This is a genomic window from Pseudomonadota bacterium (genome assembly GCA_016711215.1).
In the GTDB taxonomy this organism is placed as follows: domain Bacteria; phylum Myxococcota_A; class Polyangia.
This window is the reverse complement of sequence record JADJTL010000001.1, coordinates 636,786-652,179: the sequence shown is the minus strand read 5'-3', so window position 1 is coordinate 652,179 and position 15,394 is coordinate 636,786. Positions and strand designations below refer to the sequence as shown.

Here is a 15,394-nt window from a genome sequence, read left to right as displayed (position 1 = left end):
AGCATGGGCCCTCGGCGGGCCACCATCCGCCCGGAGCCAGCGCTCGACCCCAGCCAGCAAGCGAGCGCAGCGAAGGACCTCAGAGGGCGATCTCAGAGGGCGATCTCAGCCCACCGACCGCGCCGGAAGAGCGCCACCATCGCCAGCGCGTAGCACGAGCGCCAGAGGACGAAGGCCAACCACAGCCCGGCCAGGCCGCGACCGGCGACCACCGACCAGAGATAGGCTCCGGGGAGGAACAAGCCCCACTGGAGCGTGACGCTCAGCAGCATCACCGCGCGCACCGCGCCCGCCCCCAGCAGCGACTGCGACAGCACGGACCCGACGGCGTCGAAGGGCTGGACCAGCCCGAGCATCACCAAGGGCAAGACCCCGAGCGCGGCCGCCGCAGGGTCGTTGAGCAGCGTAGCGAGCCAGAGCCGCGGCAGCAGCACCAAGGCGCCCGCGGGCAGGACTATCGCGACCATCGCCACCGCGACCGCGGTCCGCACCCACTGCGTCGCCTGGCCACGCTGCCCGCCGCCGAGCGATACACCCACCATCGTCGCCGCCGCGAGGCCAAAGCCGACGCTCGGCAGCAGGCAGACCATCGCCAGCTGGAGCAGCACATTCGAGATCGCCAGCTCGCGCGTGCCGAGCTGTCCCGCCAGGCGATAGAAGAGGACGAAGCCGGCGGACAGGAAGGTGTTCTGGACGCCCGTCGGGACCGAGAGCCGTAGCACCCCCCGCAGCGCGCGACGGGCGCTGCCGCCGACGGCCTGCAAGAACCCATGGGCGCGGGCCAGGCGCCAGGCGCGCAAGCAATACGACGCTGTGCCGACCGCCGCGCCGAGCACCGAGGCGTAGGCCGCACCACGGACGCCGAGCCGCGGGAAGCCGAGCGTGCCGTAGATCAACAGGCCGTTGAGCCCAATGTTCACGGCGTGAATCACGAGCACCGTGCGTAGGTAGACCGTGCTGCGGCCGACGCCGTTCCAGTAGCCGCGGAAGGCGAAGTTGGCGACGAGCAAGCCCGCGCCCGAGAGCCGAATCGCCAGGTAGTCGGCGCCGAGGGACTGCACCGCGGGGTCATGCGACAGCCTGGCGAAGATCCACGCTGACTGCCGCGCCAACAAGAGCGAGACGGGGACGACCACGACGAGCGCCAAGAGCAGCGCCGCATGCAGCGGGTCGACCGCGCCGCGCGCGTCGTCCTGACCCGTGCGCCTGGACGCCAGCGCCTGGACGCCGCTCCCCATCGCCATGAAGAACGCCGAGGCAAGCCAGTTGACCATGCTGCCGAGGCCAACGGCGGCCAGCGCGGGCGATCCGAGCCGTCCGACCATCACCGTGTCGATCAGGTTCAGCAGGTTCTGGCTGGCCATGCCGCCGATGATCGGCAGCGCCAACGCCAAGATCTGGCGCACCCGCTGACGCGTTGTTCCGCCGGCGAGCAGCGACGACGCCACGGTCGCCGCGCCGGTCGCCGCGTCGGTCGCCGCGCCGGTCGCTGCGGCTCCCGTCTGGCGTGCGGCAAGCAGGTCGGTCGGTCGCGCTGCGCTCAAAATCAGTCGGTCGCGCTGCAGACGAAGTTTCGCCCGCGCCGCTTGGCCTCGTAGAGCCGCTCGTCAGATAGCTTTACCAGCGCATCGGCAGAGACGATCGCGGCGGTGAGCGAGGCTACACCGACGCTGACGGTGACCTGAATTGCGGTCGCCTCGAACATGAAGGTGGTCTGCTCGACCAGCGCCCGGATCTTCTCCGCGAAGCGGTGCGCGCTCTCCGCATCGATCTCCGGCAGCAGCACGGCGAACTCCTCGCCGCCATAACGCGCCATCACGTCCTCGCGGCGAATCTGCGCCTTGACTGCCAGCGCGAGGTGCTTCAGCACGTGATCGCCGGCAAGGTGGCCGAAGGAATCGTTGACGCTCTTGAAGTGGTCGATGTCGAACATGATCAACGAGAGGTCGCGCGCATAGCGCTGACTGCGACTGAGCTCGCGCTCGAGCGTCTCCATGAAGTAGCGCCGATTGTAGACCTGGGTCAGCCCGTCGACGGTCGTCAGCCGATAGATCTCCTCGTGATAGGCATGCTCGACATTGCCGCCCGAAAGGAACTTGAGGATCGCGCGGCCGATCTTGACGTGCTCCCCGTCGGTCAGCACGTGCTCCTGAATCGCCCGGTCGTTGACGTAGGTGCCATTGGTGCTGCCGAGGTCGTAGACGGTCACGCGCTCGCCATCATTGACGATCTTGCAGTGGCTGCGACTGACGGCATCCTGATCGATCTGGATGTCGCTCTTCGACGAGCGACCGACGATCACCACGGGCGCATCCAGATTGTATTTCTTGCCGAGCTCGTGCCCATAGATCGCGACCAGGCAAGCCTCCCGGGCCGCCGGCCGCTGCGTCGTCCGACTGATCACGGTGACGACGGTCTTGTCGATGCGCTCGTCGTAAGACACGAGCCCGTAACGTTAGACGAGCGCTCAGCGGGCGGCAAGGACAACGCGGAAAGGCCCCCGCCCGCCTGACCACCAGCGACGGATCGCCTCCTCAGCGCCCCGCGCAAAAGCCTCGCGCCCACGCGCGATCCCCTGCCCCAGCCAGCGTTTTTTGACAGAGCGCGGAGCGCTCCCTAGAGTGGTCGCAGTACTTCTTGCGACCTCGACGATGGCCTATTTGAACCGGCGACCCGCGATCAGTCTGGTCTCCCTGCTGGCTCTGCTGCTGGGCGGCGCGCTCGCCGCGCATCGTGGGCACGGCCGCGCGCAGCCGCTGCCGACCCTCGTGCTCAGCGCCGCGCCGGTCTTGCCCCCGCGCCCCGCGCCTGACCTGGTTGGCCTCGACCCGCAAGCTGCCAAGCTCCAAGGCGACCAGCTCGTCCAGCGCCTGCCGGACGGTCGCCGCCTGGCCTTCACGCTCGACCCCAACCTTCAGCAGCACGCCGAGTCGCTCTTGCGCGAGTACGCGATCCCCTATGGCGCCATCGTGATGTACGAGCTGCATAGCGGCGCCATGCTGGTCATGGCGGGCCGCGCCGAGCGCGATTCCCGGCTCGGGGCACGCGAGCTCTGCCTCACGCCGTGGGCCCCCGCGGCCTCGGTCTACAAGCTCGTCACCGCCAGCGCGCTGCTCTCCCGGGGGGTCTCGGCGACGACGCCCGTCTGCTATCACGGCGGACTGCGCGGGCTCGAGGCCGAACACCTGCGTGACCAGCCGCGGATCGACCGCACCTGCCACACGCTGGCCGACGCCGTGGCTCATTCGATCAACCCGGTGATCGCCAAGCTCGCTGCGCGCCACCTCGACCGCGCGGCGCTCCTCGACTGGTCGACGCGCTTCGGCTTCAACCAACCGATCCCCTTCGAGCTCGCGGTGACGCCGAGCCAAGCGGACCTCCCGACGAGCGAGCTCGAGCTGGCGCGCACCGCCGCCGGCTTCTGGCACACCGCGCTCAGCCCGCTGCACGGCGCAGTGATCGCCGGCGTCGCCGCCAGCGGTGGCCTGCTGCGCTGGCCCCACCTGCTGCGAGACGACGCCGACGCGAGCGCCACCAAGCGCGGCTCGAGCGCCCGCGAGGTGCGCGTGCTCAACCGCACTGTAGCGGCCCGCCTGACCGCGATGATGAAGCGCACCACGACCCAGGGCAGCGCCCGTCGGGGCTTCGTTGGCCGCGCCGGACGACTCTACCTGCCGGACCTGCCGGTTGCCGGCAAGACCGGCTCGCTGGCTCGCCGGGACCCCCAGCTGGATTACAGCTGGTTCGTCGGCTTCGCCCCGGCAGACCACCCCGAGGTCGCCTTCGCCGTGCTGCTCGCCAACCCGCCCCGCTGGCGCATCAAGGCCAGCACGACGGCGCGGCTGCTGCTTCAGCGTTACCTCACGCGGCGCCGCCCGCGCGGCTGAAGGGCCCACACCTGTACCTCGGCCCCGGGGCCGGTCGGCGCTCGTCGCCGCCGCGCCTGACAGGCCGCCGCGCCTGACTTGCCTTCCATGACAGCTCTGTTAGGGTCCCGTGATCACTTGGCCGCTACGATCCGAGAGGCAGCAAACGGCTCTGGCTTGATGGCGCCCGGGTTCCGCCCGGCGCCCGGGCGGGCAGCGATCCGACCTCGTGGGTAGCGGCCCGGGCAGATGTGCGGCGGCATGGCATGGCAGAGCAATCCGACGAGACCCCGATCCCGGGTATCGAGCACGCTGCGAAGCGGCTCGACGAGCAGACCCAGGAGGTGCCGCTCAGCGCGCTGCTCGACGAGAAGTACCGCCTCGGTCGGTTGCTCGGCGAGGGCGGAATGGGCGCGGTCTACGAGGCCGAGCACACCGGGCTGGGCACGCGCGTCGCCGTCAAGCTACTGAACGAGAACTTCGTCGCTGATCCGCGCGCGATCCTGCGCTTTCGTCGCGAGGCCCGCGCCGCGGCGGCGATTCGCCACGAGAACATCGTCGCTGTCTATGACACGGGCACGACCAGCCAGGGCGTGCCCTTCCTCGTGATGGAGCTGCTCGACGGCGAGAGCCTGAGCGCCTTCCTGCGACGCGAACGCGCCACCCAACCGACCGTCGCCGCAGCGGTGACCTGCCAGCTCCTCGCGGGGCTGGCGGCGGCCCATGCGAGTGGGGTGATTCACCGCGACCTCAAGCCCGGCAATATTCTCCTCGCGCGCATGCCCAACGGCCTGCGCGTGGTCAAGATCCTGGACTTCGGGATCTCGAAGTTCCACACCGACGCGCTGGCCACGGACCTCACGGCGCAGGGCGCCGTCGTCGGTACGCCCCGCTTCATGTCCCCCGAGCAGGCCCGTGGCGAGGCCGACATCGATGCACGCGCCGACCTCTATGCCGTTGGCGTGCTGCTCTACCGCATGGTGACCGGACGCTTGCCCTTCGGCGGAGCCACCCAACCGGAGGTGCTGGCGGCGATCGTCAACGGCAACCTCGTGGCGCCGCGACAGCTTCGACCCAGCATTCCTGAGGCCTTGGAGCATGTGATCCTGAAGGCCCTGGCCGGCGATCGCGCGCAGCGCTATCAGACGGCCGGCGAGTTTCTCGCTGAGCTGCAGCGCGCGATGCCCGAGGTCAGCGCCGGAGATCCGGTCGAGATCACGCTCCCGAGCTCGGGCGACGCTCATGAGCCTGGGGCCCGCAACCCCTCGATCCCCGCGCTGATCGGCGTCGAGCCCTCTCTGGTCACCGCCAGCGAGACGCCGATGGCGCGGGAGCAGCGGCGACGAATCGAGAGCCGACGCCGGGCTCTGCGCGCCGTGACCGCCGCGCTCGTCGTGGCCTCGATCGCCGCGGCGCTCTGGTATGCGGCGCGGCCGGCCGACAGCCGCCTGATCGGGGATGCGCGGCTGATCGTCGGGCTGCGCCGACCCGGCGCGCCCTTGCGGATGGGCGTCACGCAGTATCTGCCGGCGGCTGAGCTGCTGGCAGAACACCGGCCCTTGCTGCAGCATCTCGTGCGCCAGCTCGACCGTCCCGTCGAGCTGCGCGTCTTCGAGGACTACGTCGACCTCGCCGCCAAGCTGCGTGAAGGGCAGTTGGAGCTCGCCGCGCTTTCGGCCTACGCCTACGTGCGCGCGGCGCGCGAAGGCGGCGGGCTCGACCTGCTCGCGACGCACGTCACCTCCGGCGGCGCCTCCTACGAGGGATACATCATCGCCCGCGCGGATTCGCCGATTCAGCGGCTCGAGGACCTGCGCGGCCGCGTCTTCTGCTACACGAATCCGGCCTCGACCTCCGGCTACCTCTACCCGCGCGCGGTGCTACGACGCGCCGGCATCGACCCCGATGCGGCCTTCAAGGCGACGCGCTTCATGGGCGACCACCGAGCGACCTTGCAGGCTCTCTATCACGAGGTCTGCGACGGCGCGGCCGTCTACGCCAGCATCGTCTTCGACGCCGACCGCCACGGCATCCCGGCGCAACAGATCCGCATCCTGGCGAGCACCGACCGCATTCCCTACGACGCCTACTGCACGGGCGCCAAGGAGCCGGCCGCGCTGAAGCAACGCCTGCGCCGAGCCCTGCTGGCGCTGAAGGCCAAGACCCCGCTGGCGGAGCGCGTGCTGCGCGGCAGCGGGCCGATCCTCGGGTTCATCGCCGCCAGCGACGCCGACTACGACTCCGTACGCCAGATCGACCGCTACCTCGATCCGCCCCGCAAGCTCGATCCACCGCGTCGGCCAGCGACGCCCTGACGGGCGCGGCCCAATCGCTGCATCGCAAGCGCTGGGACGCTGGGACGCTGGGACGCTGGGACGTGGGCAGGTTGCCGCGCCGAGTGTTGCGCGCTACAGTCCCGCGGGCCTTTGACCCACCTGGGTATGCTAAATGTTGCTTTACAGTTGGTTGGAGCGCGCGGTCAAGGCCAAGGGCACTGCCCGGGCGCTCATCTATCGGGACACCTATCTGAGCTGGCGGGGCCTCCTCCACCGGGTTGACCGCCGCGCAAGCGAGTTGGCGGCGCTGGGCCTGCGCGCGGGCGATCTCGCCGGCCTGATGCTCGGTAACGTGCCCGACTTCGTCATCCTCTCCTTGGCGCTGAGCAAGCTCGATTGCGCGCCGCTGCCCCTCGATCCGACGACCAGCACGCGTGAGCTCGAGATGCTGCAGGCGCTGGTCCCCCTGCGCGGGCTGATCACTCGACCTCGCGGCGGCGACGTGGCGCTGGCGGCGGCGAACGCAGGCACGGCCGCAGCCGCGCGCCCGGCGCGTCCTAAGCCGACGCCCGAGAGCCGCAAGCGCCTCCAGGGCACGCTGCTCAGCTGCTCGATCTACCCGACCGAGCCGCGCGCACCTGCGCGAACCGCCGACGAACAGATCGCGGCGGTGCTGGTGACCGCCGACTCCGCCGGCGATCCGAAGCCGGTCGAGCGGACGGTGGCGAACCTGCGCGCCGAGGCTGCCCATCTGACGGCCGCGCTCGGCGTGACCGAAGACGATCGCGCCCTGCTTAGCGTTCCGCTCTTCAGCTCCTTCGGCTTCGACATCGGCATGGTGGCTTGCCTGCAGGCCGGCGCCACGCTCTGCCTCGAGGATGAGGTCGGGCCGGCGCGCATCGCGAAGGTGCTGCGCGACCACAGCGTCACGCTCTTGCCGGGTAACCAGACGCTCTTTTCCGACCTCGCACGCCTGCCCGCGACGCGGCCGACGAACGGGAAGAGCGCGGTGCGCTTCTTGTCACTCGGCGGCGGGCTGACCGGCTCGACGGTAGAGGGCTTCGTGCAGCGCTACGGGGCGCGCCCGCTGGGCTGCATGCATACGGCAGAGACCGGCACGGTGGCGATCGACGGCAAGGGACAGGCGGGCGAGAGCGTCGGCAAGGTGCTCAAGGGCGTCCAGGTGCGCGTCGTCGACCCCACCACCGGCAAGGCCATGGCAGCCGGCCGACAGGGTGCCCTGTGGGTTCGCGGACCCGCGGTCTCGCCGCTGGCCCTCGCCGCGCCCGCGCTACCGGGTGATAACGTCCCCGTCGGCACGCGCGACGGCGACGGCTGGCTCCGCACGGGCGATCTCGTGGCGGTCGACCGCAGCAAGCGCATGACCCTCTTCGCGCGTGAGGACGACCTCGTACGCATCGACGGCAAGCGCGTGGCGCTGGGCGAGGTCGAGGCCTGCATCGAGGCGCTCCCCGTGATCAATCAGGCGCAGGCGCAGCTGATTCACGATCCGCTGGGTGGACCGATGGTGGTTGCGCGCGTCGTGCTCAAGGATCGCAGCGGCCCCGTCGAGGCCGAGACGATCATCGACCACTGCGCGCGCAATCTCTCCCCCTACAAGGTGCCGCGGCGCATCGAGTTCTGCGACGTTATCTGATCGCTGCGCTAGCTGATCGCTGAGGGCCCACCGGGCGGCCGGCTCGGTGGCGCTCCTTCCTCGCGCTGCTCGTCTTTCTCGCGCTGCTCGTCGGTCGCGCCCGATGCTACGTCCATCGGACCAAGAGCCGCTGGCAACCCGCCGCTGCAGCAGGCGCACCCGTTTGACAGGTTGCCCGTTTGACAGGTCCCCGTTTGACAGGCGTACCCGCCTGCGGCTAGGTGTTACCGTTTTTCGTCTCGTAACGTCGCGCACGGCGCGCATTGGCCGAGCGCAGGGGGGCTCGGCCCATGCGCAGCAGAGGCTCAGACGGGGACAAGACCACGCCCGCCTACGCGGCGGCGCTGGCACTCGCGCTGGCGGCCGCCTTGCTGCCGAGCTGCGGGGCCGAGGGCCCGTACTCGGCCTTCGTCGCCCTCGATAACGACTTCGACAACGTGGCCTTGGCTGCGCAACCGCCGTGGACGATCTGTGAGGCCTCCTTCCTCGGCGTCGACTTCGGACGCATCGGCCGCGGCGAGACCAGCACGGAGCGCGAGGTGGTCCCCGGCCTCGACTACGTGCTGATGGTCGCGGCCTGGAATGACCCGAGCTGCAGCAAGGCGCACAGCCTGCCGCTGGTCAGCAAGCGCGAGGAGGAGGTGGTGGACGGCCAGCGCCGCACGATCGCCATCAACCTAGCCAACCATCAGGGACCCTGTCCGCCCGAGGGCATCGCGCCTCTCGCCGAGGCCCAGTACGAGCGGGTCCTCGAGCGCTGGCCCGCGTTCGAGTTCAAGCCCTACGCCCAGCGCGCGCAGAACTCGCAGTGCCTCCCCTGAAGGGCAGGCGCTCGCTGGCGCGCGAGGGGCAGCGGCGCGGCGGCGCGCTTGGCCGCTGCGTGCACCGGGTGCCCGGGCTGCTGCTGGCCCTCGGGCTGGGCAGCGCCTGCGACCTCGCCTATCCGGAGGTGGTGGTCGTCAACCGCACGAGCGAAGCCGTGCAGCTACGCGATCCAACGCTCAGCGGCTGCGCCTGGTCTGCCGTGCTGGTTTACGGCCAGAGCACCACCGTCGGGCGCTGCCTACCGGGGCGGGATCACCTTCACTTCGAGAAGCTCGACCTCTCCGCGCCCGGGATCCCGCGCTGGTTCCGCTACCAGACGAGTGCTACGCACCAGCTCGACTACGGGGACTACCGACTGCTCGAGGTGACGCTCGACGACCTGGAGCAGGACTTCGCCGCGCCGGAGTCCAACGGCCATTGACGCCTGTCCTTCACGATTGGCGACGAACCTTGGCGACGCATCACCTTGCAGCCGCCCTGCTCGGAGCCGCGCTCCTCAGCGGCTCGCCGGCCCAGGCGCAGACGCTCGGCCGCACGCCAGCGCCAGCACCTCGCTACGAGACCGTCGTCGTCAGTGAGCGCTCGGGCGCGAGCGACGCCAGTCAGGACACGACAGCCGTCGGCGGCGACCGGCTGCGGAGGAGCGCGCGGACCAGCACCTTTGAAGCGCTGGCCCAGGAGACGGCCGGGCTCTACGTCACCGCCCGCGGGCTGACGCATGGCGTCGGCAACGGAGCGACGGGGGGACTCGTGCTGCGCGGGCTCGGCGGCAGCCCCAATACGCAGGTGCTCGTCGTCGAGGATGGCGTGCCCGACTATCAGGGCATCTTCGGTCATCCGATCCCGGAGGCCTATGTCCCCTTGCTGATCGAGGAGGTGATCGTCGCCAAGGGTGGCGACTCCGTCCTCTTGGGTAGCAACGCCCTCGGCGGCGCGCTGCTGATCCGCAGCCGCTGGCGCGACCGCCCGGGCTATGAGGTCGAGCAAGACGCCGGCGGCGGCAGCTACGCCACGCTGCAGGCGCGGGCAGCGCTCCTCGCGCGCCTTGGTGCCTGGGATGTCGCCACCGGAGTACAGGCCCTCTCTACCGCCGGCCACCGCGCTGGCGCGGGGGGTGACACCCTGGTCGCCACCACGGCGCTGCGCTACCGCTGGGGCTCGGGCCTGCGCTTGACCGCGCGAAACAAGGTCGTCCACCTGATCGGCAACGATCCAGGACCCGTCACGCACCCGCAGCTCGACCACGGCTACGAGGTCTGGCGCGACACGCTTTCCGTGCAACTCGGCGGCGGCCGCGACCAGCTACGCTGGAGCATCACACCCTATCTCAACGTCGGCCTGCACAGGCTCTACGACGGGTTTCGCTCGCTCGACTACCTCAGCGGCGTCAACGCCACGGTCGATCTGCGCCCGCACCGAGCGGCAGATCTCGAGCTCGGCTTCGCCGCGCAGCGCGTCGGCGGCGCCGTCGAAAACAGGATCACGAACGAGCGGCCGCGGATCGCGGGGCTGCAGGACGGATCGTTCTTTGGTCAGTTGACCCTGCGCCCGCTCCCGCGGCTGACCACCGTCGTCGGCGCGCGCGGACTCTTCAGCAGCCGCTACGGCGCCATCGGGCTCGCCAAGGTCGGCGCTCGCTGGGACCTCCCCGAGGGCTTCTTCCTGCGTAGCCGCGTCGCCCGCAGCTTCCGGCAACCGACCCTGCGCGAGCTCTATCTGCCCTTCCCCGTCGCCAACCCTGCCCTGCGCCCGGAATATGCGCTGACCGCCGACCTCGGCGCCGGCTACGCCAGCGAGCACCTCGAGCTCGGCTGCACCACCTACCGCACGGCAGCGAAAGACATGATCCGCTACTTCGGCGTCTGGCCCAGCGCCGAGGTGATCAACCTCGGCCGCGTCGTCGCCTGGGGCGTCGAGGGTCACGTCGCGCTCAAGCGGCTCGGACCGCTCTCGCTAGCGGCCAGCGGCAGCTGGCAGGACGTCGGCCGCTACACGCGGCAAAACCCCGACGCCAAGCTCAACCTCACGGTGGAGGCCCTGCAACCGCTCAGCGCCCGCCAGACCCTCGGGGCAACGGCGAGCGCCGAATGGGTTCATGGGCTCTACATGGGCAACTACGGCCGCCAAGCGCTGGCCAACGTCTTCGTCGCTGACTTGGCGCTACGCTTCCGCTATACGTCACCGGCGCGTCGCCTGACCCTCGAGCCCTACGCGCTGCTGCGCAACTTCCTCGACCGCCGCTACGCCTACGTCGAGAACTATCCGCTGCCCGGCTTCCACGTCCTGGCTGGGCTCAAGGTGGGGATTTGATCAAGCCCACAGCGCCGCTCGACCCGCGCGAGCTGGCCTACTGCGGCCTCTTTGGCGCCGCCGCCCTGCTGCTGCCGACCCTCTTTCACCTGCTGCCCCTCGGCCGGGTCTTCCTGCCGATGTATCTCCCGCTGATGACGCTGCCCTTCTTCGTGCGGCCGCTGCCGGCAGCCACTACGGCAGGGCTGACCCCCCTGATCTCGGCGGCCGTCACGGGGATGCCGCCGTGGTACCCGCCGATCGCCCTGCTGATGGCCCTCGAGCTGGCCGCGATGGCGCTGCTGCTGGCGCGGCTCGCAGGGCGCTGGCCGCGCGCCCACGCCGCCCTGCTCTTACTCCCCGTGCTCGTGCTGGGACGGGCGCTGGCGTTCGCGTTGGCCGTCGGCTGCGCGCGCATCATCGCGCTGCCGGCCGGCTTTCTCACGGGCCTCTCCTGGCTCAGCGGCTGGCCGGGCGTTATCTTGATGGCCCTTGTGGTGCCAGGCGTAGCGCGCATCGCGCGCTCGGCCGCGCGGCCCACCACCGCCTGCGCTCGGAGTCGCACATGAGGAGTGGCACATGAGGAGTGGCACATGAACACGGCTACCGCTGCCCGCGCCGCCTTCTTCGACGGCATCGCCGAACAATGGGATAGCTGGGACGATCGCGCTGCTCTGGCGCAACGGCTGGCGGCGGGCCTCGCGGCGCTCGACGTCGGCGCCGCGGAGCGCGTACTCGACGTCGGCTGCGGGACCGGCAACCTGACGCAGGCGCTGCTGGCGCGCCTTTCTGCCGACGGCCGCGTCCATGCGATCGATTGCTCGGCGGGCATGCTCGCGGTCGCGCGCAAGAAGATCACGGATGCGCGGGTGAGCTGGCATGCGGTCGACGCCCTGCGGCTTCCGCTGCCGGACGCAAGCGCCGATCGGGCGATCTGCTGCTCGGTCTGGCCGCATTTCGACGACCCGCGAGCGGTCGCGGCGGAGCTGGCCCGCGTGCTGCGACCGGCGGGCTTTCTGCATGTCTGGCATCTGCTGGCGCGCGAGCGCGTCAATGCCATCCACGCTGAGGCCGACCCTGCCGTGCAGCAGGACGTCCTGCTGGCGGCCAGCGACACCGCCGCGCTGCTGAGCACAGCGGGGCTGGCGGCCACGGCCGTCGTCGACAGCGCGGACGGGTATCTGGTCACGGCCGTCAAGCCTCCCGCCGCATGACCGCCGATGCGAACGCCCTGGCATGAGCTGTGGGGTTGCGCGCGCGGCCCGATCATGGGCCTGACGCCGCCGGTGCGGCTGCTCGCCAGCGGCGCCACCTTTGCCGCCTGCATGGTCGCGCCCACCACCAACGCTGGCGGCGTGCTGCTGATCGCCCTCGCCACCACAGGCTGGCTCCTGGCCTGTAAACCGCCGCTGGCGCTTGTTCAGCGCGCCGTGACGCTCACGCTGCTGCTCTGGCTTCCCGTCGCGCTCCTGCTACCGCTGCTCCCGCCGGGCGCGGCGGGGCTGAAAGGCCGCGCGCCGCTGGAGCTCCTGCTGGGCCTCGGCGGCCTGCTCCTGCGCGGCCTCGGCGCGCTCCTGATCGCCACCGGCGCGGTTGCGAGCCTGCCGCCGAGCGGGCTGCGCGAGGCCCTCCTGCGCCTGCCGCTGCCGCGCTTGGTGGTCGCGATTCTGCTGCAGATCGTGCAGCACACCGGCTCGCTGCTGGCAGAAACGCAGCGCGTCAGGGCCGCGCTCGCGCTGCGGGGCGCCTTTAGCGGCGCGCAGAGCGGCTGGCGCCTGCTACGAGCGCTGCCGCAGGTCTGGTTACCGCGCGTCATCGTCCGGGCCGACCGGATCGCGGATGCGATGGAGCTGCGGAGCTATGGCTGGACCGCGCTGCAACCGGCGCGGTCGACGCCGTTCGTCGCGCGCGAGGTCGCAGCCCTGATCCTCGCGCTCAGCCTCTTGGTCGTCGCCGCGGCGCTGCGCCTGCGCGCTTGGGGCATGACGTGAGCGAGCCCGCGCTGAGCTTCCGACAGGTCAGCGTCCGCTACGCGCCCGACCAGGCGCCGAGCGTGAGTGAGGTCAGCTTCAGTGTCGCGTCCGGAGAGCGCGTGGCCCTGCTGGGACTCAACGGCTCGGGCAAGACCACCGTGCTGCTGGCCGCGGTCGGGCTCGTCCCGCACGCAGGTGAAATCGTCGTTGGCGGCTTGACCCTGACGCGGCGCACGCACGGCCCGATCCGCGAGCGCCTCGGTTTCGTCGGCAACGTACCAGAGGACCAGCTCCTCTGGCCTACCGTGCTCGAGGATACGGCCTTCGCGCTGCTGCGCAGCGGCGTCGAGCCACGGGCGGCCCGCGCGCGGGCCCTCGCGGTGCTCGGCGCGCTCGGCGTCGCCGACCTCGCCGACGCGGGGGTGCATCGGCTCTCGCACGGCCAGAAGCAACGCGTGGCCCTCGCCGGGGCGCTCGTCGGCGCTCCGCCCCTCTTGCTGCTCGACGAGCCATCGGCCGGTCTCGACCCACCCAGTCAGCGCGCGCTGATCCGGGTGCTCGCGGCGCTCGAGGCCGCGATGCTCGTAGCGACCCACGATCTGCCGCTCGCCGACAGCCTCTGCACCCGCTTCCTCGTGATCGACCATGGCCGGATCGTCTTCGACGGCGGCGATCCGACGCGCGCGCTGCAGCGCTGGGCGGCCGACGACCCTCCCGCTGCACCGTGCGTGGGGGACGCGGCTGGCGACAGCTCGGCCCGCAGCGCGACTGCAGGACCCCGCCCCTGCACCTAGGCCCTAGGCCCCTGGCGCTCACGGCCAGCGACTCGGCGGCGCCGTGGACGTTGCGCGGGGCCCCATGGGTTGGCTGCAGCGCGCATCTGCGCCAAAATGGTGCGCCATGAGCACTCCACGATCGCCCCGCGGCAAGCCGCCGCCCAAGTCCTCTGCCGCGCCCACGGCGACGGCCTCTTCGAAGGGATCGAGCGCGCCGAGCGCGCCAAGCGCGCCAATGGCGCAGCGCGCGCGCCCGCGCGCCGAGCTACGCCCTGCCGACAAGTACGCGCTCTATCAACGCGCGGTGCAGCAACCGGAGCATGAGGTCGCTTTTTGCGATCGAACCTTCCGCCGAGCCTTCGCCAGGCCGGCGCTGCGCCTGCGCGAGGATTTCTGCGGAACAGCCGCGGTCTGCTGCGCCTGGGCGCGTTCACGGAGCGACCGCAGGGCCTGGGGCGTCGACCTCGATCCGGAGCCCCTGCAGTGGGGTCGAGAGCATAACGTCGCGGCGTTGAGCCCCGCGCAGCAGGCCCGCGTGGTGCTGCTGCAGCAGGACGTCCTCGACGCCAGCCGCCCGCGCGTCGACGTGATCGCCGCGCAGAACTTCTCCTTCTTCACCTTTCACCGGCGCGACCAGCTCCGTGCCTATTTCGCGCGGGCACATGCGCAGCTCGACCGGGAGGGGCTGCTGGTGCTGGACCTGATGGGCGGCCCGCAGCTCCTGCGCGAGGGGCACTGCGAGACGCGGCGCGTGGCGGGCTTTCACTATGTTTGGGAGCAGCATTGCTTCAATCCGATCACGCATCGCTGCCGCTTCTCGATCCACTTTCGCTTGCGTGACGGCCGCTGGCTGCGCCACGCCTTCCGCTACGACTGGCGTCTGTGGACGGTCCCCGAGGTACGCGAGCTGCTCGCCGAGGCCGGCTTCACGCGCAGCGAGGTCTACTGGGAGGGCACCGCTCGCGCGACCGGCCAGGGAAACGGCATTTATCGCCGCTGCGAAGAGGCGGCCAGCGACCCGGCGTGGGTCGCCTACGTCGTCGGCCTCAAGGCGAGCGCCGCGCCGAGCGCCAGTCGACGACGCAAGCCTGCTCGCTCGGCTGCCGCGCTCAGAGCCCGCTGACGAAGCGCCAGCGTCGGTCCGTGTGCAGCAGCTCATAGCGCTGGTAGTCGGCGAAGCGGCGAAAGAGCGGAGGCGAGTTGGGCTGCTGGTAGACGAAGGTGGCGTCGATCCACACGTCGACCGTCGCCGCGCGGCCACGCACCTCGACGCCCCGGTACTCGAGGCGATAGCGCACTCGGTCACAGCGCCCCAGCCGCTCGCGGAGCGCCCGCTTGAGGCCCTCGAAGTCGAGGTCATCCCCGGCCTCTGGCGTACCGCTGCGGTCGCTGTAGGTCGGGTCGACGAGCGTCAAGACGCGCGCCTGGTCCCGCTGCTCCATCGCCCGGCGGTATTGCTCCACGACCTCGATGATCTCGCGGTTGATCGGCGTGTCGACGACCTTGGTCTCAGCGATGAACTGCGTATGCCGGCAGCCGCTCCCGGCGCCGACCACCACGAGCACGGCGGCCAGCGGGAGCGCACGGCGCAGGAAACCTGTCGTGAGCACGAGGATGGGCTGAACCTTGCGTTTCATGCGCGCCATCCTACCCGCGCCACCCTACCTCGTCCAGGCCGCTCCGCACCTCAGGCCGCTCCGCACCTCAGGCCGCTCCGCACCTCAGGCCGCTC

The 15,394-nt window shown here is 70.8% G+C and carries 14 protein-coding genes; 11 read left to right on the top strand and 3 right to left on the bottom strand.

Going from position 1 to position 15,394, the window contains the following annotated elements:
* Window positions 1-92: 92 nt before the first annotated feature.
* A complete protein-coding gene (locus IPL40_02560; GenBank protein ID MBK8480047.1) occupies window positions 93-1,544 on the bottom strand; it encodes an MATE family efflux transporter in 1,452 nt (483 codons plus the stop codon).
* A 2-nt stretch (window positions 1,545-1,546) separates the two neighbouring features.
* Complete coding sequence (locus IPL40_02555) at window positions 1,547-2,425, bottom strand: GGDEF domain-containing protein (GenBank protein MBK8480046.1); 879 nt, start codon at window positions 2,423-2,425, stop codon at window positions 1,547-1,549.
* Between the two features lie 226 nt (window positions 2,426-2,651).
* Here IPL40_02555 and IPL40_02550 point away from each other — a divergent pair, with 226 nt between their 5' ends.
* The 11 genes from IPL40_02550 (at window position 2,652) to IPL40_02500 (ending at window position 14,785) form a co-directional block, all read left to right on the top strand.
* A complete protein-coding gene (locus tag IPL40_02550; GenBank protein MBK8480045.1) occupies window positions 2,652-3,887 on the top strand; it encodes a penicillin-binding protein in 1,236 nt (411 codons plus the stop codon).
* 245 nt (window positions 3,888-4,132) lie between these two features.
* Window positions 4,133-6,181, top strand: a complete 2,049-nt coding sequence (gene phnD / locus IPL40_02545) for a phosphate/phosphite/phosphonate ABC transporter substrate-binding protein (GenBank protein ID MBK8480044.1) — start codon at window positions 4,133-4,135, stop codon at window positions 6,179-6,181.
* Window positions 6,182-6,314: 133 nt separating this feature from the next.
* Complete coding sequence (locus tag IPL40_02540; GenBank protein ID MBK8480043.1) at window positions 6,315-7,799, top strand: acyl--CoA ligase; 1,485 nt, start codon at window positions 6,315-6,317, stop codon at window positions 7,797-7,799.
* A 290-nt stretch (window positions 7,800-8,089) separates the two neighbouring features.
* Window positions 8,090-8,620, top strand: coding sequence for a hypothetical protein (locus IPL40_02535; GenBank protein ID MBK8480042.1), 531 nt, complete (start codon window positions 8,090-8,092; stop codon window positions 8,618-8,620).
* Window positions 8,608-9,045, top strand: a complete 438-nt coding sequence (locus tag IPL40_02530) for a hypothetical protein (GenBank protein MBK8480041.1) — start codon at window positions 8,608-8,610, stop codon at window positions 9,043-9,045. Before IPL40_02535 ends, IPL40_02530 begins: the two co-directional genes overlap by 13 nt.
* Before the next feature lie 29 nt (window positions 9,046-9,074).
* The gene (locus IPL40_02525) at window positions 9,075-10,934 is read left to right on the top strand and encodes a TonB-dependent receptor (GenBank protein ID MBK8480040.1); all 1,860 of its coding nucleotides are present in this window, start codon (window positions 9,075-9,077) and stop codon (window positions 10,932-10,934) included.
* On the top strand, window positions 10,931-11,482 hold the full coding sequence (locus IPL40_02520) for a hypothetical protein (protein ID MBK8480039.1): 552 nt from the start codon (window positions 10,931-10,933) through the stop codon (window positions 11,480-11,482). The genes IPL40_02525 and IPL40_02520 overlap by 4 nt, the downstream gene beginning before the upstream one ends.
* Before the next feature lie 24 nt (window positions 11,483-11,506).
* Entirely contained in the window at window positions 11,507-12,127 is a 621-nt protein-coding gene (locus tag IPL40_02515) for a methyltransferase domain-containing protein (protein MBK8480038.1), read from the top strand.
* Window positions 12,128-12,133: 6 nt separating this feature from the next.
* Entirely contained in the window at window positions 12,134-12,904 is a 771-nt protein-coding gene (locus tag IPL40_02510; protein ID MBK8480037.1) for a hypothetical protein, read from the top strand.
* On the top strand, window positions 12,901-13,680 hold the full coding sequence (locus tag IPL40_02505; protein ID MBK8480036.1) for an ABC transporter ATP-binding protein: 780 nt from the start codon (window positions 12,901-12,903) through the stop codon (window positions 13,678-13,680). Before IPL40_02510 ends, IPL40_02505 begins: the two co-directional genes overlap by 4 nt.
* Before the next feature lie 217 nt (window positions 13,681-13,897).
* Complete coding sequence (locus tag IPL40_02500; GenBank protein MBK8480035.1) at window positions 13,898-14,785, top strand: class I SAM-dependent methyltransferase; 888 nt, start codon at window positions 13,898-13,900, stop codon at window positions 14,783-14,785.
* Here the strand turns inward: IPL40_02500 and IPL40_02495 are convergent.
* Window positions 14,772-15,299 (bottom strand): hypothetical protein, encoded by a 528-nt coding sequence (locus IPL40_02495; GenBank protein MBK8480034.1) that lies wholly within the window; start codon window positions 15,297-15,299, stop codon window positions 14,772-14,774. The two genes, IPL40_02500 and IPL40_02495, sit on opposite strands and share 14 nt — an antisense overlap.
* Window positions 15,300-15,394: the final 95 nt, after the last annotated feature.

What these genes read in the sequence shown, in the direction of transcription:
- IPL40_02550 (MBK8480045.1), top strand. Translation starts at nt 2,652, where the DNA reads ATGGCCTATTTGAACCGGCGACCCGCGATCAGTCTGGTCTCCCTGCTG.
- phnD (MBK8480044.1), top strand. Translation starts at nt 4,133, where the DNA reads ATGGCAGAGCAATCCGACGAGACCCCGATCCCGGGTATCGAGCACGCT.
- IPL40_02540 (MBK8480043.1), top strand. Translation starts at nt 6,315, where the DNA reads ATGTTGCTTTACAGTTGGTTGGAGCGCGCGGTCAAGGCCAAGGGCACT.
- IPL40_02535 (MBK8480042.1), top strand. Translation starts at nt 8,090, where the DNA reads ATGCGCAGCAGAGGCTCAGACGGGGACAAGACCACGCCCGCCTACGCG.
- IPL40_02515 (MBK8480038.1), top strand. Translation starts at nt 11,507, where the DNA reads ATGAACACGGCTACCGCTGCCCGCGCCGCCTTCTTCGACGGCATCGCC.
- IPL40_02510 (MBK8480037.1), top strand. Translation starts at nt 12,134, where the DNA reads ATGCGAACGCCCTGGCATGAGCTGTGGGGTTGCGCGCGCGGCCCGATC.
- IPL40_02500 (MBK8480035.1), top strand. Translation starts at nt 13,898, where the DNA reads ATGGCGCAGCGCGCGCGCCCGCGCGCCGAGCTACGCCCTGCCGACAAG.
- IPL40_02495 (MBK8480034.1), bottom strand. Translation starts at nt 15,299, where the DNA reads ATGAAACGCAAGGTTCAGCCCATCCTCGTGCTCACGACAGGTTTCCTG.